Below are 19,472 nucleotides of genomic sequence, written 5' to 3'. Positions count from 1 at the left end.
CAAGGAGACGAAACATGCATCGCAAACCACTGTGGTCGCTGACTTTGCTGGCCGGCCTGGCCGCCGCTTCCGGCGGCGCGTTCGCCGCGCTGAACGCGCAGGAACTCGAGCACCTGGGCAAGGACCTGACGCCGACGGGCGCCGAGAAGGCCGGCAACAAGGATGGCGCCATTCCGAAATGGGAGGGCGGGCTGGCCACCCGTCCGGCCGGCCTCGACGCGACCGCCGCCTATGCCGATCCGTTCGCGGCCGACAAACCGCTGTTCACGGTGACGGCGGCCAATGTGGCGCAATACCAGGACAAGCTGCCGCCCGGCCAGATCGAAATGCTCAAGCGCATGCCGACCTACAAGATGGTGGTCTATCCCAGCCATCGCACGGCGGCCTTGCCGCAGCACGAGTACGACAACATAAAGGCGGAGGCCGCCAAGGCGGCCCTGGCGGAAGGCGGCAACGGCCTGCGCAACGTGAAGAACTCCAGCGTGCCGTTCCCGATGCCGAAAAGCGGCCTGGAGGCGATCTGGAATTACCTCGCGCGCTATCGGGGCGAGGGCTTCGTTCGCTACAGCAAAATTTTCCCGGTGCAGACCAATGGCAATTTCACCCCGGTGTCGCGGATCGAATACCTGGGTTCGGCCGCGTATGTGAAGAACGCGGAACCCAACCGCCTGTTCTATTACCTGCGTGGCGATACGGCGCCGTCCAGCCAGGCAGGCACCGCCTTGCTCCTGCATGAGACCATGGACCAGGTCAAGGAGCCCCGCCTCGCGTGGACCTACAATCCAGGATCGCGCCGCGTGATGCGGGCACCGGAGATTTCCTATGATTCCCCCGGCCCGGGCGAGGACGGCCTGGGCACCGCCGACGATTACGACGGCTTCAATGGCGCGCCGGACCGTTTCGATTGGAAGCTGGTGGGCAAGAAGGAGATGCTCATCCCTTACAACAACTACCGCCTGGTCGACAAGAACGTGCAGGCGAACGATGTGGTCCGGCCCGGTCATATGAACCAGGACCTGGTGCGCTACGAGTTGCACCGCGTCTGGGTGGTGGAGTCGACGCTGAAGGAGGGCAAGCGCCATATCTACGGCAAGCGGGTGTTTTACCTGGACGAGGATAGCTGGCAGCTCGCCCACGTCGATATCTACGATGGCCGCAAGGAGCTGTGGCGGGTGCGGGAGATGCACGCGATGCAATTCTACGATGCGCAGACCATCGGCGTGGCGTGCGGCGTGCAATATGACCTGCAGGCCCGCCGCTACATGGTCAGTAATCTGATCAACGCCTCCAAGCCGATGAAGTACAACGAGAAATTCGACGTCGCCGCCTTCTCCACCGACGCCATGCGCCGGTTCGCGAACTAAAGCGGCGTCCAGTCGGCCGCGCCATCCGCTCGCGGTGGCGCGGCCACGCCTGCTCCCTTCCGATGACTTAATCTACAAGTATTCTCATGATTCATACAACTGAGATTGGCCGCATGGGCTTGCGGCTGCTCGCCTGCTTTGCGATCGCTGTCGCAGCGCCGCTGGCGCAGGCCGATGGCGACCGACTCGATACCCCGGCGTTCCGGGCGCCGAAGGCGTCCGGCGCGATGCTGCTGGACGTCGTCAGCGCCGGCGGCCGGCTGGTCGCCGTGGGCGAACACGGCATCATCCTCTACTCGGACACGAAGGGCAGCTCCTGGCGGCAAGCCGAAGTGCCCGTGTCCGTGACCCTGACGGCGGTCTTCTTCCCCACGCCCCAGAACGGTTGGGCCGTCGGCCACGACGGCGTCATCCTGCACAGCGACGACGGCGGTGGCCGCTGGACCAAGCAGTTCGACGGCAATCGCGCCAATGCGCTGGTGGTCGCCGAGGCGCAGCGGCGTTTGCAGGCGGCGCGCGCGGTGACCGGCGCCGATTCCGCGACGCAGGAAGCGCAACGGGCGCTCGAGGACGCGCAGGCCGGCGCGAAATTCGGGCCGTCGCGTCCCCTGTTCGATGTCTGGTTCAGGAACACGTCGGAGGGCATCGCGGTTGGCTCGTTCGGCCAGCTCTTCCACACGCTCGACGGCGGACGCAGCTGGGCGCTCTGGCGCGAACACATCGCCAATCCCGACAACCTGCACTACAACGCGATCTCGGTCACGGGCCAAGGGGCGTTGCTGATCGCCGGCGAAGCGGGGCGGGTCTACCGTTCCATCGATGGCGGCGCCAGTTGGGCCACCCTAGACACAGGCTATCCGGGCCAGCTTTACGGCGTGCTGGGCGTGCCTGCGGCGGGACGGGAAGTCCTGATCGCGTTCGGCTTCGGCGGCCGGGTGTTCCGTTCGGTGGATGACGGCGCACACTGGCAAGCGGTCGCGCTGGCGGAGAAGAAGCCGCTGGTGTCCGGCCTTGTCGCGCCGGACGGCGGCGTCACGCTGCTCACCTATGACGGCAGGTTCTGGCGCAGTCAAGACCAGGGCCTGCGCTTTACGCCGGGAGGAAAGGGTGCCGGCATGCCGGTGGCCGCCATGACGCCGGCCGGCAAGGACGCCTACCTCGTCGCGGGCGCCAGCGGAACCCGGCGCGTGAGCGTGCAGGGCGCCACCGGAGCGGGGCAGCCATGAGCCGGAAGATGCCTTTGCCGCGCCCCCCGGTGCAAGCCGTCGTCCATCACGAGAACGTCGGCCGCGTTGAACGGCTGTTCGAGCCGATTCTGTTCGGCCATCGGCTGAAGGTGATCCTGTTCTTCGTGCTGGTATCGGTCCTGCTTGGCTTTCAGATCCTGAAGCTGAAATCGGACGCCAGCTTCCAGAACATGATCCCGGCGTCGCATCCCTACATCGCCAATTACCTGAAGTACGAGAACGAACTGCGGCCGCTTGGCAACGTCGTGCGGATCGCCGTCGAGAACAAACGGGGCGACATCTACAGCCAGGACTATCTCGACACCCTGCGTAAGATCACCGACGAGGTGTTCTATATTCCAGGCGTCGACCGCAGCAACATGCGCTCGCTGTGGACGCCGAACGTCATGTGGTTCGAGGTGACAGAGGAGGGGATGACCGCCGGCCATATCGTGCCGGACGGCTTCGACGGTTCGCCGGACAAGCTGGAACAGGTGAAGACCAATGTGGTCCGCTCCGGCCAGATCGGCAACCTGGTGGCCAACGATCACCGCTCGACCATCATCATGGCGCCTTTGCTTGAACTGGACCCTCAGACGGGCGAAAAGCTGGACTACGGCCAGTTTTCCGACAGGCTGGAACGGCTGATCCGGCAAAAGTATGAGAATGGCGGCATCAAGATCCACGTGACCGGCTTCGCCAAGGTGGTCGGCGACCTGATCCACGGCGCCCGCGCGATCGGCTTGTTCTTCGCGATCACCTTCGTGCTGGCCTGCGTGCTGCTGTACGCGTACTCGCGCTGCCTGCGCAGCACGGCCGTCACGATCCTGTGCTGCAGCCTGGCGGTGATCTGGCAGATGGGGATAGTCAGCCTGCTCGGCTTCGGTATGAATCCCTATTCGATATTGATTCCCTTCCTGACCTTCGCCATCGGCGTCAGCCATGCGGTGCAGAACATCAACACCATGGCGTCCGAGGTGCATGGCGGCCGCTCGAACATGGCGGCGGCGAAGGCCACGTTCCGCTTGCTGTTCATTCCCGGTTCGGTGGCGCTGCTGTGCGACGTGGTCGGCTTCTCGACCTTGATGGTGATCGACATCGGCGTGATCCGTGAGCTGGCCATCGGCGCCAGCGTGGGCGTGTTCGTGATCATTTTCACTAAGATGTTCCTGCTGCCCATCCTGATGTCCTACGTGGGTGTTTCGCCGGCCTGCCTGCGCAAGCAGGAGCGCAAGGCGCGCAGCGCGCACCGGGTGGCGCGCACCTTGTCGCGCGTCACCGAGCCGCGCGTGGCGCGCGTGGTGGCCCTGATCGCGCTGGTGATACTGGGCGTGGCCTGGACCTGCAGCCGCGACCTGAAGATCGGCGACCTCGATCCCGGCGCCCCGGAGCTGCGCAGCACCTCGCGTTACAACCGGGACAACGCGTACACGGTGGCACATTACTCGTCCAGTCCGGACGTGTTCGTGGTCATGGTGACGACCAGGCCGGGCGAGTGCGCGTCGTATCCGGTGGCGGCGGCGGTCGAGCGCCTGCAGTGGGAAATGGAGAATCTGCCGGGGGTCGAATCGACCGTGTCGCTGTTCACCGGCATGAAGAAAATGATCGCCGCCAGCAATGGTGGCAACCTGAAATGGTCGGCGATCAGCCGTGATCGCTATATCAGCAACGAGGCGCACCGCTCCCTGCCCAGCGATCTGAACAACAACGATTGTTCGATGGTCCCCGTGATGCTGTCGCTGTCCGATCACAAGGCGGCCACGCTGTCGCGCGTGGTGCAGGCGGCGGAGAAATTCTCGGCCGAACACAGCAATCAGGACATGCGCTTCGTCCTGGCGGCGGGCAATGCCGGCATCGAGGCGGCGACCAATATCGTCATCAAGCAGGCCGAGGTGCAAATGCTGCTGCTGGTCTATGGCATCGTCGCCTTGCTGGTCTGGTGGGAGTTCAGGAGCTGGCGCGTGACCGTCGCGGTCATGCTGCCGTTGTACATCACCTCGGTGCTGTGCGAAGCCATCATGGCCAAACTCGGGCTGGGGGTCAAGGTCGCCACCTTGCCCGTGATCGCGCTCGGGGTCGGGATCGGTGTCGATTATGGCATTTACATCTACAACCGCCTCGAACACTACCTGGACCGTGGCCACACGCTCAAGCAGGCCTATTTCGAAACGCTTAAGACCACCGGCACGGCGATCGCGGTGACCGGCGTGATGCTGGCGTTGGGAGTCGCGACCTGGGTGTTCTCGGACATCAAGTTCCAGGCGGACATGGGGCTGCTGCTGGCGTTCATGTTCTTGTGGAATATGGTCGGCGCGATCGTCATGCTGCCGGCGCTGGTATCGCTGCTGGGGGCGTCCGGCGCGGCGCGCACCAGTACGCCGGCGGTGAGCGGCTAAGCAAAGTTATGTCTCCCTCCATCTGTCGCAGATGGTTTGCCAGGCCTGTGATCAGGTCTGGTTTTTTTTCTTGAATTGAACGCGCCCCGTCGCGATGGCAATGCAAAACCAAGTCAAACAAGGAGGAGTAGTTGTATGCGCAATTTTTCGATCAGAGTGAAGCTGATGGTGTTTTTCGGGACGGTCATGCTGCTGCTGTTGATCGTCGCGGGGTCCGGCTGGCTGGCGACCCGCAGCGTTGGTGAGCAATTGGGCACACTGAGCGGCGAGCGCCTGCCCGCGATCCTGAATCTGCTGCGCATGCGGACCTGGCAGCTCGTCTCGATATCGGAGAACCGCAACGTGATGAGTTTCAACGCGGCCGCCTACGACGCGATGGAGGACAAATCCGTCGGGGTTGAGGAGGGCAAGGCCTATTTTTCTGAGGTGCTCAAGACCAAACTCGACGCCGACGCGCAGGCGCAGCGCTATTTCGATCAGTACCAGCACTTGCCCAAGGCCCAGGAGGAGCGGGACAAATGGCGGTTACTGCAAGCGGACTGGAAGATTTACCTGGAGTCCAACGCGGCCACGGTCGACGCGCTCAAACGCCTGACCGACGAGAACGACTGGCGGCGCATGATGGTGGGTACGGTGGAGTTCGCTAACTTCGATGGCCTGCTGCGCCGCCAGAGCCAGCGCATCCAATCCCAGCTCGATGCGCTGATCGCGCTCAACCAGGCCTACGCGAAAGCGGCAACCGACGACGGCGATCGCGCCCGGCAACGCGGGTATGGGCTGATGTTCTCGATGACCTCCCTTGCCCTGCTGGTGTGTGGGGCGGGTGCGTGGTGGCTCACCCGTAGCGTCACCGTGCCCCTGCGCAATGCCGTGAAGGTGGCGCGGCGGGTCGCCGATGGCGATCTCGCATTCACCGTCGAGGCGCGCTCGACGGACGAGACGGGGCAATTGATGCTGGCGCTCAAGGACATGAATGGCAGCCTGGCGCACATTGTGGGCAGGGTGCGCTCTGGCACCGATACCATCGCCACCGCCTCGCGCGAGATCGCGATCGGCAACGGCCATCTGTCGGTGCGCACCGAGCAGCAGGCAGCGACGTTGGAACAGACCACGGCGTCGATCTTTGGTTTGATCGCGACGGTCAAGGAAAATTCGGAACGCGCGCGTCACGCCAATCAACTGGCGATCTCGGCCTCCGAGATCGCGCGCAAGGGCGGGGAAGTGATCGACCAGGTGGTCTCGACCATGAGCGCGATGAACGCATCGGCCCAGCGCATTGTCGACATCATCGCCGTCATCGATGGCATTGCGTTTCAAACCAATATCCTGGCGTTGAACGCGGCCGTGGAGGCGGCGCGCGCCGGCGCGGAAGGACGTGGCTTCGCCGTCGTCGCGGCCGAAGTGAGGACGCTGGCCCATCGTTCGGCCAGCGCGGCCAAGGAGATCAAGTCGCTGATAGGCGGCTCGGTGGCCAGCATGGCGGCCGGCGGCAAGCTGGTCGAGCAGGCCGGCGTCACCATGGACGAAATCGTTACCGGGGTCGGGCTGGTCACGGATGTGATGCGCGAGATCAGCGCGGCTGGCGCGGAACAAGCGGCCGGACTCGATCAGATCAACGTGGCGATGCGGAAATTGGATGAAGTGACGCAGCAAAATGCATCGCTGGTCGAGGAGGCTACGGCCGCCTCTGAAGTTCTGCAACGTTTGGCGGGCGAGTTGATGACGGCGGTCTACCTGTTTAAATTGGACGATGCGCAAGCGGCTGGGACGACGGCGACCGCCTTGCCGGCGCCACGGATGGGCGACGCCGTGCCGCCCTGGTTGAGCGTCCAAGCGGCCGCCCACGCCTAGACCTCGTCCAATCTTGGGTTTTGAACGACGCCCGTCTCACGCGCGCGGCCGGGCGAGTTGGTGTTGTTTTGTTTTTTGCTGTAAATTATGATGATCATCATATATACTTGAACTAAAAGGAGTAACGATCATGACCTTCGAAGCGCTGTTGGCCACCAGTCCGGCCGAGCATGCCGTCCTTGCGCGTGCCGACGTGTCCGCTTCCTTCGCCGGGGCGCGTAACAGACTGGTCGACGTGGCCGGGACCACCTTTGCTTTCCGTGAGCTGGGCATGGCAGGCGGCGCGCCGCTGGTTTTGCTCAACCACTGGGGGGCGGTGCTGGATAACTTTGACCCGCGCGTCGTCGACGGCCTGGCCCGCGAGCGCCGCGTGATTGCGATCGACTACCGCGGCATCGGCTTGTCGGGCGGCAAGGCGCCGCTCACCGTGGACGAGATGGCGAACGACACCATCGCGCTAATTGCCGCGCTGGGCATCGGGCAGGTCGATCTGCTCGGCTTTTCGCTGGGCGGCTTCGTTGCTCAGGACATCGCGCTGAAAGCGCCGCAACTGGTGCGCAAGCTGATCCTCGCGGGCACCGGGCCCGCCGGCGGGCGCGGTATCGACCAGGTTGGCGCCATATCGTGGCCTCTGGTGCTCAAGGGGTTGCTGACGTTGCGCGATCCCAAGACCTATTTGTTCTTTACTTCCACCACCAATGGGCGGCGGGCGGCGCGCGACTTTCTTGCCAGGTTGCGGGAACGTCAGCGTGATCGCGACAAGGGGCCGACACTGCGCGCCTTTGTGCGCCAACTCATGGCGATCCATGCGTGGGGCAGGCATGCGCCGCAGGAACTGGACCGCTTGCGCATGCCGGTCCTGATCGCGAACGGCGATAACGACATCATGGTGCGCACCGCGCTGAGCCACGACATGGCGCGTCGCATCCCGGGCGCGCAGCTCATCATCTATCCCGACGCCGGCCACGGCGGGATATTCCAGCATCACGCCGACTTCGTGCGCAAGGCGTTGACGTTCCTGGCGCAATAGGGGCGGTGCAAGCGCCACGGAAGAAAATGGTATATGATAACGATCATGCAGAAAAAAGCCCCCAAACGTCCGGCCGTGAGCCGCAAGGAAGCCACCCATGAGCGCATCGTGGAGGTGGCGTCGCGTGTCATCCGTCGCAGCGGCTATGACGGCACGGGGGTGGCCGATATTATGAAGGAGGCCGGCCTCACGCACGGCGGGTTCTACGCGCATTTCGACTCGCGCGATGCCTTGTTGGCGGAGGCGGGCGACCGCGCCGGCGCGGATGCGGTCGCCAAGGTGGCGCGGGTGGCCGCCGGTGCGCCGGAAGGGCAGGCACTGCAAGCGATGATGCGGGCTTACCTGTCCGCCGACCATATTGCCGCGATGGAGACCGGTTGCCCGGTCTCCGCGCTGGGCTCGGAAATGCCGCGCCAGGCGCCGGAGGTGCGGCGGGCCGCGACCGTGCATATCAAAGAGATGATCGACCTGTTCGCGCGCCAGTCGCCTGACTGGGGCCAGCCGCAGGCACATGAACGGGCGATGGCGCTGGTGTGCGCCCTGATCGGCGCCGCCACCGTTGCGCGTGCGGTTGACGACCCCAAGTTGTCGGAGGCGTTGTGCGCGGCCATGTTGAAGCATTTGACGACTGCGGTAGCCTGAGGCGGGTGTTCGCCTCAGGTTTTTTTTTGCATCAAAATATGATGATCATCATATTTATATTCAACTTAAAGGATCTGATCATGTCTGTTACTTCCGGAAAAATCGCAGTGGTGACCGGCGCCTCATCCGGCATCGGCGCCGTCTACGCAGAGCGGCTCGCCGCGCGGGGATACCAACTCGTGCTGGTGGCGCGGCGCGAGGAACGGCTGCGGGCGCTGGCCGCCCGCATCGAGCAAGCGCATGGGGTGCAGGTCGACTGCCTGGTGGCCGACCTCGCGACCGAGGCGGGCCTGGCGGCGGTCGAGCAGCTGCTGGCCAGCAATGCCGCCATCAGTGTGCTGGTCAACAATGCCGGCATCGCCCGGCTCGCGCCCATCGCGCAGGGCGCCCTGCAGGATTCCCTGGCCCAGATCGCGCTGAACATCGCGGCGCCCACGCGCCTGACCCACGCGGTGCTACCCGGCCTGGTGGCGCGCAAAGAAGGCGTGGTCATCAATATCGCCTCGGTGTTGGCCGTGAACAGCCTGGCGGTCAGCTCCGTCTATAGCGGCAGCAAAGCCTATGTGCTGGCCTTTAGCCGTGGTCTGCAGCAGGAACTGGCCGGCACGGGCGTGCGGGTCCAGGTGGTGCTGCCGGCCGCCACCGCCACCGAAGTGTGGGACAACTCCGGCGTGCCGCTTTCCGCGCTCGATCCCCAAACCGTGATGGCGACCGATGTCATGGTTGATGCGGCCCTGGCGGCGCTCGACCAGGGCGAGGACATGACGTGGCCATCGGTGGCCGACGCGCAGTTGATCGAAGGCTTCGAGGCGGCGCGCGCCGCGCTCTTTAGCGCGTCCCAAACGGGCCAGGTGGCCGGCCGTCTGTTGGCGGCTTGATTTTTACAACAACACTTTAACTGGATGAACAATTATGCTATTTGATTCCTACGCCCTGCGTGGCACCCAACTTGCCAATCGCGCCGTGATGTCGCCCCTGACGCGCAGCCGTGCGGTTGACAACAACACGCCCAACAGCCTGATGGCGACCTACTATGCCCAGCGTGCCACCGCCGGGCTGATCATCACAGAGGGCACCTCACCATCGCCAAATGGCCTTGGCTACCCGCGGATACCGGGCCTGTACAACGACGGCCACGTGCAAGGTTGGAAGCAAGTGACCGATGCGGTGCACGCGCGCGGTGGCAAGATCGTGGTGCAGCTGATGCATACCGGCCGGGTGGGGCATGTCGCCAATCTGCCGGCCGGGGCCGAGGTGCTGGGCCCGTCGGCGGAAGTGTGCCCGGGCGAGATGTGGACCGATAGCCAGGGGAGCCAGCCGCATTCGACGCCGCGCGCGATGGGCGCGGCCGATATCGAGGCGGTCGTGCGCGAGTACGCCACGGCCGCGCGGTTGGCCATCGCCGCCGGCTTCGACGGGGTCGAGCTGCACGCCGCCAATGGCTATCTGCTGGAGCAGTTCCTGAACCAAAACGTGAACCAGCGCACCGACGAATACGGCCGCACCGCCGAGGGGCGTAACCGCCTGGTGCTCGAGGTGGCGCGCGCCGTCGCGCACGAGATCGGCGCCGGGCGGGTCGGGATTCGCCTGTCGCCTTACGGGGTGTTCAACGCCACTGGCGGCTTCGAGGGCGTGGACCAACAGTATCTGGCGCTGGTCAAGGAGCTGTCCGCGCTGGGTCTGATGTATGTGCATTTGCTGGACCACTCGGCGTTGGGCGCGCCGCCAGTGCCGGCGGCGTTGAAGGCGGCGTTGCGCGCCGCGTTCGACGGTCCCTTCATCCTCGCCGGCGGCTACGACAAGGCGGGCGCGGAACGGGCCCTGGTCGAAGGCCAGGCGGATCTGATCGCCATGGGCCGGGCATTCCTGGCCAATCCTGATCTGGTTGAACGCATGCGTGGCGATCAGCCGCTGAACGAGGCCGACCCCAGCACATTCTATACGCCGGGGGAGGCCGGTTATACCGACTATCCGGCGCTGGCGGCTTGAACTGATGAAGCTGAGCTTCCACAAGCTGGCGAACCTGTTCGCGCTGCTGTTCCTGATGCTGGCCGCGATTTGGTTGTGGGCGCCCAATCTGCTGCTGGCCGATTGGGGTGTCGCCTTCACCCCGGCGGTGGCGCTGGTCGGCCGGCGCGGCGCTGCGTTCTATGCCGGGGTGGCCGTGATGTTCTTCACTGCCAGGCATGCGCCACATTCGCCGGCCCGCACCGCCCTGATCCGCGGCGGCCTGGTGATCTGTTTGATGTTGGCGGGGCTCGGTGTGTATGAACTGGCCTCAGGCCACGCGACGCCGGCGATCCTGGTCGCCGTCTGTCTCGAGGTGGCCGGGGCCCTGGCGTTGCTCTATGTGGGCCGTGAACAGTCGGAAGTACTCCGGCGTCGCCGGTAGGCTCGAACGCACACTGCCCACAAGGCAGTGTGCTCAACCAAATAATTAAGAAGGTTAGGATGAAAGCACTAGTCTTGAAACGCTATGGGGGGCTCGATCACGTCGAATTCGCCGACATGGCCCGGCCAACGATCAAACCGGACGAGATATTGGTCGAGGTGCACGCGGCTGGCCTCAATCCCATCGATTACATGATACCGAAGGGGATGTTTAAGCCCATACTCAAGCTTCAGCTGCCGGCCACGCTGGGCAGCGATCTGGCCGGGGTGGTGGTGGAAGTCGGCAGCCGCGTGACCCGTTTCAAAAAGGGAGACGCGGTCTACGCCAGTATCTTCGATCTGCCTGGCGGCAGCTTGGCGGAGTTGGTCGCCGTGCCGGAATATGCCGCCGCGCTCAAGCCCGATAATCTGGATTTCGTGCAGGCGGCCTCGGTGCCGATGGTCGGCCTGACATCATGGCAGGCGCTGAACGAGCGCGCACAACTCAAGCGCGGGCAGAAGGTGTTCATCCCCGCCGGTTCCGGTGGTATCGGCACGTTCGCGATCCAGCTGGCGAAACAGCTGGGCGCCAAGGTGGGCACCACCACCAGCACCGCGAACGTGGAGTGGGTGCGGGAGCTGGGTGCCGATGAGGTGGTCGATTACAAGAAGCAGGAGTTCGAGCAAGTGCTGCACGGTTACGATGTCGTGCTGGGCACGATCCGGGGCGACGGGGTGGCCAAGTCGCTGGAGATATTGAACCCCAACAGCTCGGTCGTTTCGTTGATCGGCCCGCCGGATGCCGCCTTCGCGCGCGCGCGCGGCATGAACTTCCTGATGCGATTCGTCTTTGGGCTCATGAGCGGCAAGATTATTCGCCAGGCGCGACAGCGCGCGGCCAGCTATTCATTCCTGTTCGTGCGCCCGGACGGCCGGCAACTGGCCAAGATAGGTGAATTGCTTGCCGCGTCGCGTATCCGTCCGGTGATCGACCGGGTGTTCCCATTCGCGCAGGCCAAGGCGGGACTGGCCTATCTGGAGCAGGGCCGCGCGAAGGGCAAGGTGGTGGTGCAGATGAAGTGACAGCCGCATGGGCGCCGCGTCAACGCGGCGCCGGTGCCTGTCGGACTGGTTCAGGGTTGGCGGCAGGCCAGTATTTTGAAGACCTGGGTGAGCTCGCGCTGGCTGCCACGCAGCAGAATGGCGCGCCCGGCACGGACCGCCTCCGCCGGTTTGAGCTGTCCCTGCGCCAGGCCCATGAAAGTCTCCAAGTCGCATCGCACCTGCAACTGGGCAGCTTCCGCAGCCGGTCCTGAGCGTGCCGACACGCGGCCGTCGTCGATCGAAATGTGGAAGACCTCGTCCCCAACCTCGAATTCCACCACCTCGCGCAAACCGGCGCTGGCGCCGGGATCGCTGATGCCGGTCAGGCAGAGCGCGATCAGTTCCGCGCGTGCGCTGGCCGGATCGATGCGGGCGTCAACCGGCAGTCCCAGTCCCCATACCCCAAGCGCGATCACTGGTTGCCGCAATTGTTCGCCAAATTCGGTCAGTTCGTAGGCCGGGGCGGGCTGGGCGGCAGGGCGGATGACGCCGCTGTCGACCAGCATCGCCAGCCGTTCCGACAGACGGTTCGCCCCCATGGCCGGTAGCCTGCCCAGCAAGTCCTTGAAGCGTTTTGGCCCGAGCAGCAGCTCGCGTACCAGCAGGAGTGTCCAGCGATCGCCGAGGACATCCATCGCGCGGGCGATCGGACAAAGCTGACCATATGTTTTATTTGCCATCTTCGCACTATACTAACTATGTAGTACGGAGTCAAGCCGCGCGACGCCCGGCCGGCCTGGCGGGGCCGTGCGGACGTCGCGTCGCGCACCACGCTACCGCGCGCGCAGGCGCCGGGTCTTGAACGTGCCCCAGCCGCTCAGCACGAGCGACTTGACGAAGGCCCACAAGCCGCTTTCGTTGGGGCGGGGCTCGCCACCGGCGGCGATCCGTTTGATCTGCAGTTCATACCACAGCACTTCCATCACGCCCAGGCTGTCGATTTGCTTGATGCCGGTTTTGATGGGGCGCACGCGCTGCGCGCTGTCCCGTCCCTGCAGCAACGCGGCCGGGGCGTCCGGGTCGATGACCATCAGGCGCGCCATGCCGACCAGATCCACCGCTCCCGAACGCAACGCCGCATCCATGCCGCGCACGCTGCGGAAGCCGCCCGTGACCATCAACGGTACCCGCACGGCGGCGCGGACCTTTTCAGCGAATTCGATGAAATAGGCTTCGCGCGCCTGGCTGGAAGCTTTCTTCGGCTGCGCGACGCCGGTCTCGTAAGTGCCGCCCGAGATTTCCACCAGGTCGATGCCGGCGTCGGCCAATGCCTGAACCGTCGCAAGCGACTCTTCCTCGGTGAAGCCGCCGCGCTGGAAGTCGGCGGAGTTGAGCTTGATGGCGACGGGATAGTGCGGCCCGACCTGGCGCCGGATCTCGGCGTACACGGCCAGCAGAAAGCGACGCCGCTTCTCGGTGCTGCCGCCCCATTCGTCGTTGCGTTGATTGTGGTGGGGCGAAAGGAATTGATTGATCAGGTAGCCGTGCGCGGCGTGTATTTGCACCCCGCTGAAGCCGGCCTTCTTGCAGATGGCCGCGCTGCGTCCGAAACGCTGGATGATGTCCTTGATCTCCGCGTCCGTGGCTTCGCGCGGCGTCTCGAACAGCGCCTCCATCTCCTTGCTGAAGGGGACGGCCGACGGCGCAAGGTTGCTGACGTTCAGTCCCTTGGTCGATTGCTTGCCAGGGTGGTTGAGCTGGACCCAGATCGACGCACCCTGGTCGGTCGCCGCGCGCGCCCAGCGTTCCAGCATGGGCAGATCGGATTCGTCCTCGATGACGACGTTGCCAGGTTCACCCAGGGCGCGGCGGTCGATCATCACGTTGCCGGTGATGATCAGGCCCACGCCGGAAGCGGCCCAGCGCTGGTACAGCTGCACCAGACGCGGCGTCGGCCTGTTGGCGTAGGTCGCCAGGGTCTCGCTGGTCGCCGCTTTGGCAAGGCGGTTGCGGATGACGCTCCCATTCGGCAGGCGCAAGGACTGGGTCAACAAGGGAGGCAAGGGAGTGGAGTAATCGGCCATGCTGTTACCTTCAACGGTTGGATAAATGGAGTAAAGCTGCGCTGGTGACATGGTTTTCGCCTCGGGGGGAGGCAGCATCAAGCGCGGCTGGCGGATAGTCTTACCGGAGCAGGAATGGCAGCGCTCACGCATGTTTTCCTTGACCCACTTACTATACGATTTGTATAATAAATTGTGTTCGTCATATTTGTCAATGTAATGTGCTGGCGTGATTCGATCAAAGCCCATGCATCCTCAGCGGATTTATAAATATGATGACCGTCCTATGAAGTTATTATATTGAGCCTATGCGCCACACCTCGACGAGACGGACCGCCTCCGGTCATCAGCATCCAAGCCACGAGCGTATCAATGCCGCGGTTGCAGATATTTTGGAACAGCGCGTTGCGGACCGCGGCGGTGCCGTCGGCGGCGGCGAGGCGGCCAGGCGCGGCACAACGCGGCGCGTCCACGCACTGATCACCCTGCTCGGCCGCGGGGCGCCCGATCCGCGTCTGGACTATGGCCCGGGGATATCGCAGGAAAGGACCGCAGCGTTGCAGGGGGCGCTCGCCCTGGCCGGCGCCTTGGACGACGCCAGGCTTGCCCGTGCATTGCGGGAGGCGGTGCTCACGCATCTCATGCCTGATGGCGCTTGACAGGCCGCACACCACCGCGCTGTCGCGGACACAGACTTTACTGGCAATCATATCGGTCAACTGACCGCAACAAGGAGACGTATGGAACGAAACTGGCACAAGATCTATGGCAACCGCGTACCGAAGGAAATCGACTGCGGCCGCTATACGTCGGTCGCGCATCTGTTTCAGGAATCAGTGGTGCGCTTTGCCGACCAGCCTGCCTTCGTGGGGCAGGGGGGCGAACTCAGCTACCAGGACATCGAACGGCTGTCGCGCCAGTTCGCCGCTTACCTGCAGAGCGAACTCGGTATTGTGAAGGGGGATCGTGTCGCGCTCATGGCCCCCAACATCCTGGCATTCCCGGTCGCCATGTTCGGCGTTATGCTCAGCGGTGCCGTGCAGGTGAATGTCAATCCGCTGTATTCGCCCGCCGAGCTTGCCCATCAATTGCTGGACGCGCAGGTCGACACCGTCATCGTGTTCGCTGGCGCCGTGCCCACGCTGGCTGAAGCGATGAAGACGGCGCCGGTGCGGCAGGTCATAGTCGTGCAGTTGGATGATATGGCGCCTACACCCGGGCCGAGCGCACCGATCGAGGTTAGCCTGCCGCAGTACACGCGCTTCTCCACCGCCGTTGAGCGCGGTGCGATGCTGGCGTTCAAACCCGTCGAATTGGCCGCCCACGATCTGATCTATCTCCAATATACCGGCGGTACGACCGGGATTTCCAAAGGGGCGGCGCTATCGCATGGCAATTTGATCGCCAACATTTTGCAGTTCAAGGCGGCGACGCCAGAGTTGTTTGCCGATGGCCGCCACACGGTCCTCACTGCGCTGCCGCTGTACCACATCTTCGCGCTCATGGTGAATTGCTTGAGTATGTTCTCGGAGGGCGCCAAGAACGTGTTGGTGGCGAACCCCCGTGATCTCGATGGTCTTGTCGCCAGCTTCGAAGAACACCGCGTCACCTTCATCACGGGCGTCAACACGCTCTACGCCAATTTGCTGGTCCATCCGCGCTTCCAGCAACTCGAGTTCTCATCGCTGCGTTTTGCGGTGGGCGGCGGCAGCGCGATCCTGCGGGCGACCTCGGACAAATGGCGGGCCTTGACCGGAAAGCACATCAAGGAAGGATTTGGCATGTCGGAAACTTCCCCCATCGTCACGCTCAATCCCCTGCATCTGCCCAACTTCAGCGGCACGGTGGGCGTGCCGCTGCCTTCCACCGACGTTTCCTTGCGCGACGAGCAGGGCAACGAAGTCGCACTGGGTGTATCGGGGGAGCTCTGCGTACGTGGTCCGCAGGTCATGCGTGGTTACTGGCGTCGCGAGCAAGACAATACGGCCATCTTTTGGCCGGACGGTTATTTGCGCACCGGCGACATCGCTGTCGCGGACGGGGATGGATTCATTAAGATCGTGGACCGCCTGAAGGACATGGTGCTGGTTTCCGGATTCAATGTATTCCCCAATGAAATCGAGGCTGCGGTGGCGTCCTGTCCGGGTGTCCTGGAATCGGCTTGCATCGGCGTGCAGGACGAGAGAACGGGGGAAGCCGTGCGGCTCTTCATCGTCAAGGAGGCGGAGTCCTCGTTGAGCGAGGATCAGGTGCGGGCGCATTGCCGTGCTCGGCTGGCGGCCTACAAGCAGCCGAAATATGTTGATTTTGTGCCCAGTCTGCCGAAGTCGGCGGTCGGCAAGACGCTACGGCGATTGCTGCGTACCCAGTCGGAGTAGCCCGGCGTTTGCATCGTCGTTGACTCAAGCTTTAACGGAATAAACAGGAAAACAATGTCTCTAACGATAGCTGTGCCGCGTGAAGTTTACCCGCAGGAGAAACGCGTCGCCACCGTGCCCGAGGTGGTCGAAAAGCTCATTAAGCTGGGCTTCTCGGTCGCCGTGGAAACGGGGGCCGGTGATGCCGCCAATTTCAGCGACGATGCCTACCGCGCCGCCGGCGCCCGCATCGTCCCCAGCGCCCCCGAGCTTTGGGCGCAGGCCGACATCGTCTACAAGGTACGGGGCCCGAACCCGGAGGAAGTGGCGCTGGTGCGCGAAGGCAGCACCCTGGTGTCCTTCATCTGGCCGGCCCAGAACCCCGAGCTGCTGCAACAACTGGCGGCCAAGAAGGTGACGGTGCTGGCGATCGATTCGCTGCCGCGTACCCTGAGCCGCGCCCAGAAGATGGACGCGCTCACTTCCATGGCTGGCGTGGCTGGCTATCGCGCCGTGATCGAGGCGGCCAATGCGTTTGGCCGCTTCTTCAACGGCCAGGTGACGGCGGCCGGTAAGATCCCGCCCGCTAAAGTCTTCATCGCTGGCGCCGGCGTGGCCGGCCTGGCGGCCATCGGCACGGCCGTGGGCCTGGGCGCCATCGTGCGCGCCAACGACACGCGGGCCGAAGTGGCCGACCAGGTGGTGTCGCTGGGCGGTGAATTCGTCAAGGTCGACTACGAGGAGGAGGGCGGCGGTGGCGGCGGTTACGCCAAGGTCATGAGCGAGGGCTTCCAGCAGGCCCAGCGCGCCATGTACGCCCAGCAGGCCAAGGAGGTGGACATCATCATCACCACCGCCCTGATCCCCGGCAAACCGGCGCCCCGGCTGATCACGGCCGATATGGTGCGCAGCATGAAGCCGGGCAGCGTGATCGTGGACATGGCTGCCGAACAGGGCGGCAACTGCGAACTGACCGTGCCGGGCCAGGTCGTGGTGCAGCACGGCGTGACCATCGTCGGCTACACCGACCTGGTGAGCCGCCTGGCCAAGCAGTCGTCGACGTTGTATTCCAACAACTTGCTGCGCCTGACCGAGGAGATTTGCAAGACCAAGGATGGCGTCATCAACGTCAACATGGACGATGATGCGATTCGCGGCCTGACCGTGGTCAAGGACGGCGCCATCACCTGGCCGGCGCCAGCGCCCAAGCTGCCGCCGCCGGCCGCCAAGCCGGCCGCAGCGGCCGTGCCGGCGCCCAAGGCACACGGCCATGGCGCGCCGTCCGAGCCAGCGTCGGCCGGGCGCGTGGTCGCCATGTTCGGCGTGGCCGCCGCGCTGCTGCTGGCGATCGGCGCGTTCGCGCCGGCCGCCTTCCTCGGCCACTTCACCGTGTTCGTGCTGGCCTGCTTCATCGGCTACATGGTGGTGTGGAACGTGACGCCGGCCCTGCACACGCCGCTGATGAGCGTGACCAACGCCATCTCCAGCATCATCGCCATCGGCGCCCTGGTGCAGATCGCGCCGCCGGTGGACGCGGCCCTGGCCCGTCCGGCCGACGCGATCCGCTGGCTGGCCATGCTCGGCATTGTGCTGACCGCGATCAATATGTTCGGCGGCTTCGCCGTCACCCGCCGCATGCTGGCGATGTTCCGCAAATAATTCGAAGAGGGCTAAAACGATGTCTGAAAGTCTCACCACCGTCGCTTATCTGGGCGCGACGATCTTGTTCATCCTGAGCCTGGGCGCCTTGTCGCACCCGGAAACGGCGCGGCGCGGCAACGTGTACGGCATGATCGGCATGGCGGTCGCCGTACTGGCCACCGTGTTCGGCCCGCACGTGACGGCCTCCGGCCTGTCGTGGATCGTGATCGCCATGGTCGCGGGCGGCTCGCTGGGCCTGTACGCGGCGCGCACCGTGCAGATGACGCAAATGCCGGAACTGGTGGCGTTGATGCACAGCCTGGTCGGCCTGGCCGCCACGCTGGTCGGCTACGCCAACTACATCGATCCGTCCGTGTTGGCGCAACTGTCGGGCGCGGAAAAGGCGATCCATGAAGTGGAAATCTATGTCGGCGTGCTGATTGGCGCCATCACGCTGTCCGGTTCCCTGATCGCGTTCGGCAAACTGTCGGGCCGCATCGGCGGCAAGCCGCTGCTCCTGCCTGGCCGTCATTGGCTCAACCTGATCGGCCTGTTGATCGTGATCGTCGTCGGCCAGCGTTTCCTGGGCGCCGAGGCAGTGGCCGACGGCATGCTGCCGCTGGTCGTGATGACCGTGATCGCGCTGCTGTTCGGCGTGCACATGGTGATGGCCATCGGCGGCGCCGACATGCCGGTGGTGGTGTCGATGTTGAACAGCTACTCCGGCTGGGCGGCGGCGGCCACCGGCTTCATGCTCAATAACGACCTGCTGATCGTGACGGGCGCGCTGGTTGGCTCGTCCGGCGCCATCCTGTCCTACATCATGTGCCGCGCCATGAACCGCAACTTCCTCAGCGTGATCGCGGGCGGCTTTGGCGCCGGCGCCAGCAAGCCGGCCGCCGGTGGCGGCGCGGCCCAGCCGGAAGGCGAAGTGGTGGCCGCTTCCGCCGTGGAGACCAGCGAAATGCTGCGCGAAGCGAAGAACGTGATCATCGTGCCCGGCTACGGCATGGCGGTGGCGCAGGCGCAGCACACGGTGAACGAAATCACGCAGCACCTGCGGTCCAAGGGCGTGAATGTGCGCTTCGGCATCCACCCGGTGGCGGGCCGTATGCCCGGCCACATGAACGTGCTGCTGGCCGAAGCCAAAGTGCCCTACGATATCGTGCAGGAGATGGATGAACTGAACGATGATTTCGGCGATACCGACGTTGCGATGGTGATCGGCGCCAACGACATCGTCAATCCGGCCGCGCAGGACGATCCTTCGAGCCCGATCGCCGGCATGCCGGTGCTGCAGGTGTGGAAGGCGAAGAACTCGATCGTGATGAAGCGCAGCATGGCTTCCGGCTACGCGGGCGTTGACAATCCGCTGTTCTACAAGGAGAACAACCGCATGCTGTTCGGCGACGCGAAGAAGATGCTGGACGAAGTCCTGGGGGCATTGAAATCCTTCCGCCATGGATAGCTGAACGGGCCCCAGCGAGG

General features: G+C 64.3%; 16 protein-coding genes. 14 read left to right on the top strand and 2 right to left on the bottom strand.

Annotated elements, in window-relative coordinates:
- The first annotated feature begins 14 nt into the window (after nucleotides 1-14).
- From H3H37_RS23720 to H3H37_RS23675, 10 genes are all read left to right on the top strand, one after another.
- The gene (locus tag H3H37_RS23720; RefSeq protein ID WP_182167162.1) at nucleotides 15-1,364 is read left to right on the top strand and encodes a DUF1329 domain-containing protein; all 1,350 of its coding nucleotides are present in this window, start codon (nucleotides 15-17) and stop codon (nucleotides 1,362-1,364) included.
- An 86-nt stretch (nucleotides 1,365-1,450) separates the two neighbouring features.
- Nucleotides 1,451-2,590 (top strand): WD40/YVTN/BNR-like repeat-containing protein, encoded by a 1,140-nt coding sequence (locus tag H3H37_RS23715; RefSeq protein WP_182167161.1) that lies wholly within the window; start codon nucleotides 1,451-1,453, stop codon nucleotides 2,588-2,590.
- Complete coding sequence (locus tag H3H37_RS23710; protein WP_229219012.1) at nucleotides 2,587-4,986, top strand: efflux RND transporter permease subunit; 2,400 nt, start codon at nucleotides 2,587-2,589, stop codon at nucleotides 4,984-4,986. Before H3H37_RS23715 ends, H3H37_RS23710 begins: the two co-directional genes overlap by 4 nt.
- Nucleotides 4,987-5,121: 135 nt before the next feature.
- Nucleotides 5,122-6,837 (top strand): methyl-accepting chemotaxis protein, encoded by a 1,716-nt coding sequence (locus H3H37_RS23705; protein WP_182167159.1) that lies wholly within the window; start codon nucleotides 5,122-5,124, stop codon nucleotides 6,835-6,837.
- 130 nt (nucleotides 6,838-6,967) lie between these two features.
- On the top strand, nucleotides 6,968-7,867 hold the full coding sequence (locus H3H37_RS23700) for an alpha/beta fold hydrolase (protein WP_182167157.1): 900 nt from the start codon (nucleotides 6,968-6,970) through the stop codon (nucleotides 7,865-7,867).
- Between the two features lie 33 nt (nucleotides 7,868-7,900).
- Complete coding sequence (locus H3H37_RS23695) at nucleotides 7,901-8,509, top strand: TetR/AcrR family transcriptional regulator (protein ID WP_182167155.1); 609 nt, start codon at nucleotides 7,901-7,903, stop codon at nucleotides 8,507-8,509.
- An 80-nt stretch (nucleotides 8,510-8,589) separates the two neighbouring features.
- Nucleotides 8,590-9,387, top strand: a complete 798-nt coding sequence (locus tag H3H37_RS23690) for an SDR family NAD(P)-dependent oxidoreductase (RefSeq protein WP_182167154.1) — start codon at nucleotides 8,590-8,592, stop codon at nucleotides 9,385-9,387.
- Between the two features lie 34 nt (nucleotides 9,388-9,421).
- Nucleotides 9,422-10,498, top strand: coding sequence for an alkene reductase (locus H3H37_RS23685; RefSeq protein WP_182167152.1), 1,077 nt, complete (start codon nucleotides 9,422-9,424; stop codon nucleotides 10,496-10,498).
- A gap of 4 nt (nucleotides 10,499-10,502) precedes the next feature.
- The gene (locus H3H37_RS23680; protein ID WP_182167150.1) at nucleotides 10,503-10,901 is read left to right on the top strand and encodes a hypothetical protein; all 399 of its coding nucleotides are present in this window, start codon (nucleotides 10,503-10,505) and stop codon (nucleotides 10,899-10,901) included.
- Nucleotides 10,902-10,960: 59 nt separating this feature from the next.
- A complete protein-coding gene (locus H3H37_RS23675) occupies nucleotides 10,961-11,962 on the top strand; it encodes an NADP-dependent oxidoreductase (protein ID WP_182167148.1) in 1,002 nt (333 codons plus the stop codon).
- A gap of 50 nt (nucleotides 11,963-12,012) precedes the next feature.
- Here the strand turns inward: H3H37_RS23675 and H3H37_RS23670 are convergent, their stop codons facing one another.
- Entirely contained in the window at nucleotides 12,013-12,663 is a 651-nt protein-coding gene (locus H3H37_RS23670; RefSeq protein WP_220456547.1) for a winged helix-turn-helix transcriptional regulator, read from the bottom strand.
- A 93-nt stretch (nucleotides 12,664-12,756) separates the two neighbouring features.
- Complete coding sequence (locus H3H37_RS23665) at nucleotides 12,757-14,007, bottom strand: NADH:flavin oxidoreductase/NADH oxidase family protein (RefSeq protein WP_182167146.1); 1,251 nt, start codon at nucleotides 14,005-14,007, stop codon at nucleotides 12,757-12,759.
- A 287-nt stretch (nucleotides 14,008-14,294) separates the two neighbouring features.
- On the opposite strand from H3H37_RS23665, the gene H3H37_RS23660 reads away from it, so the two are divergent.
- The 4 genes from H3H37_RS23660 (at nucleotide 14,295) to pntB (ending at nucleotide 19,452) form a co-directional block, all read left to right on the top strand.
- Nucleotides 14,295-14,645, top strand: a complete 351-nt coding sequence (locus H3H37_RS23660) for a hypothetical protein (protein WP_182167144.1) — start codon at nucleotides 14,295-14,297, stop codon at nucleotides 14,643-14,645.
- A gap of 81 nt (nucleotides 14,646-14,726) precedes the next feature.
- Nucleotides 14,727-16,364: an AMP-binding protein gene (locus tag H3H37_RS23655; RefSeq protein WP_182167142.1), complete on the top strand. Its 1,638-nt coding sequence runs from the start codon at nucleotides 14,727-14,729 to the stop codon at nucleotides 16,362-16,364.
- A gap of 54 nt (nucleotides 16,365-16,418) precedes the next feature.
- On the top strand, nucleotides 16,419-18,002 hold the full coding sequence (locus H3H37_RS23650; RefSeq protein WP_182167140.1) for a Re/Si-specific NAD(P)(+) transhydrogenase subunit alpha: 1,584 nt from the start codon (nucleotides 16,419-16,421) through the stop codon (nucleotides 18,000-18,002).
- Nucleotides 18,003-18,021: 19 nt separating this feature from the next.
- Nucleotides 18,022-19,452: a Re/Si-specific NAD(P)(+) transhydrogenase subunit beta gene (gene pntB / locus H3H37_RS23645; protein WP_182167138.1), complete on the top strand. Its 1,431-nt coding sequence runs from the start codon at nucleotides 18,022-18,024 to the stop codon at nucleotides 19,450-19,452.
- Nucleotides 19,453-19,472: the final 20 nt, after the last annotated feature.

This window comes from Rugamonas brunnea, from assembly GCF_014042345.1.
In the GTDB taxonomy this organism is placed as follows: Bacteria; Pseudomonadota; Gammaproteobacteria; order Burkholderiales; family Burkholderiaceae_D; genus Rugamonas; species Rugamonas brunnea.
This window is presented reverse-complemented; position numbering and strand designations above follow the sequence as displayed.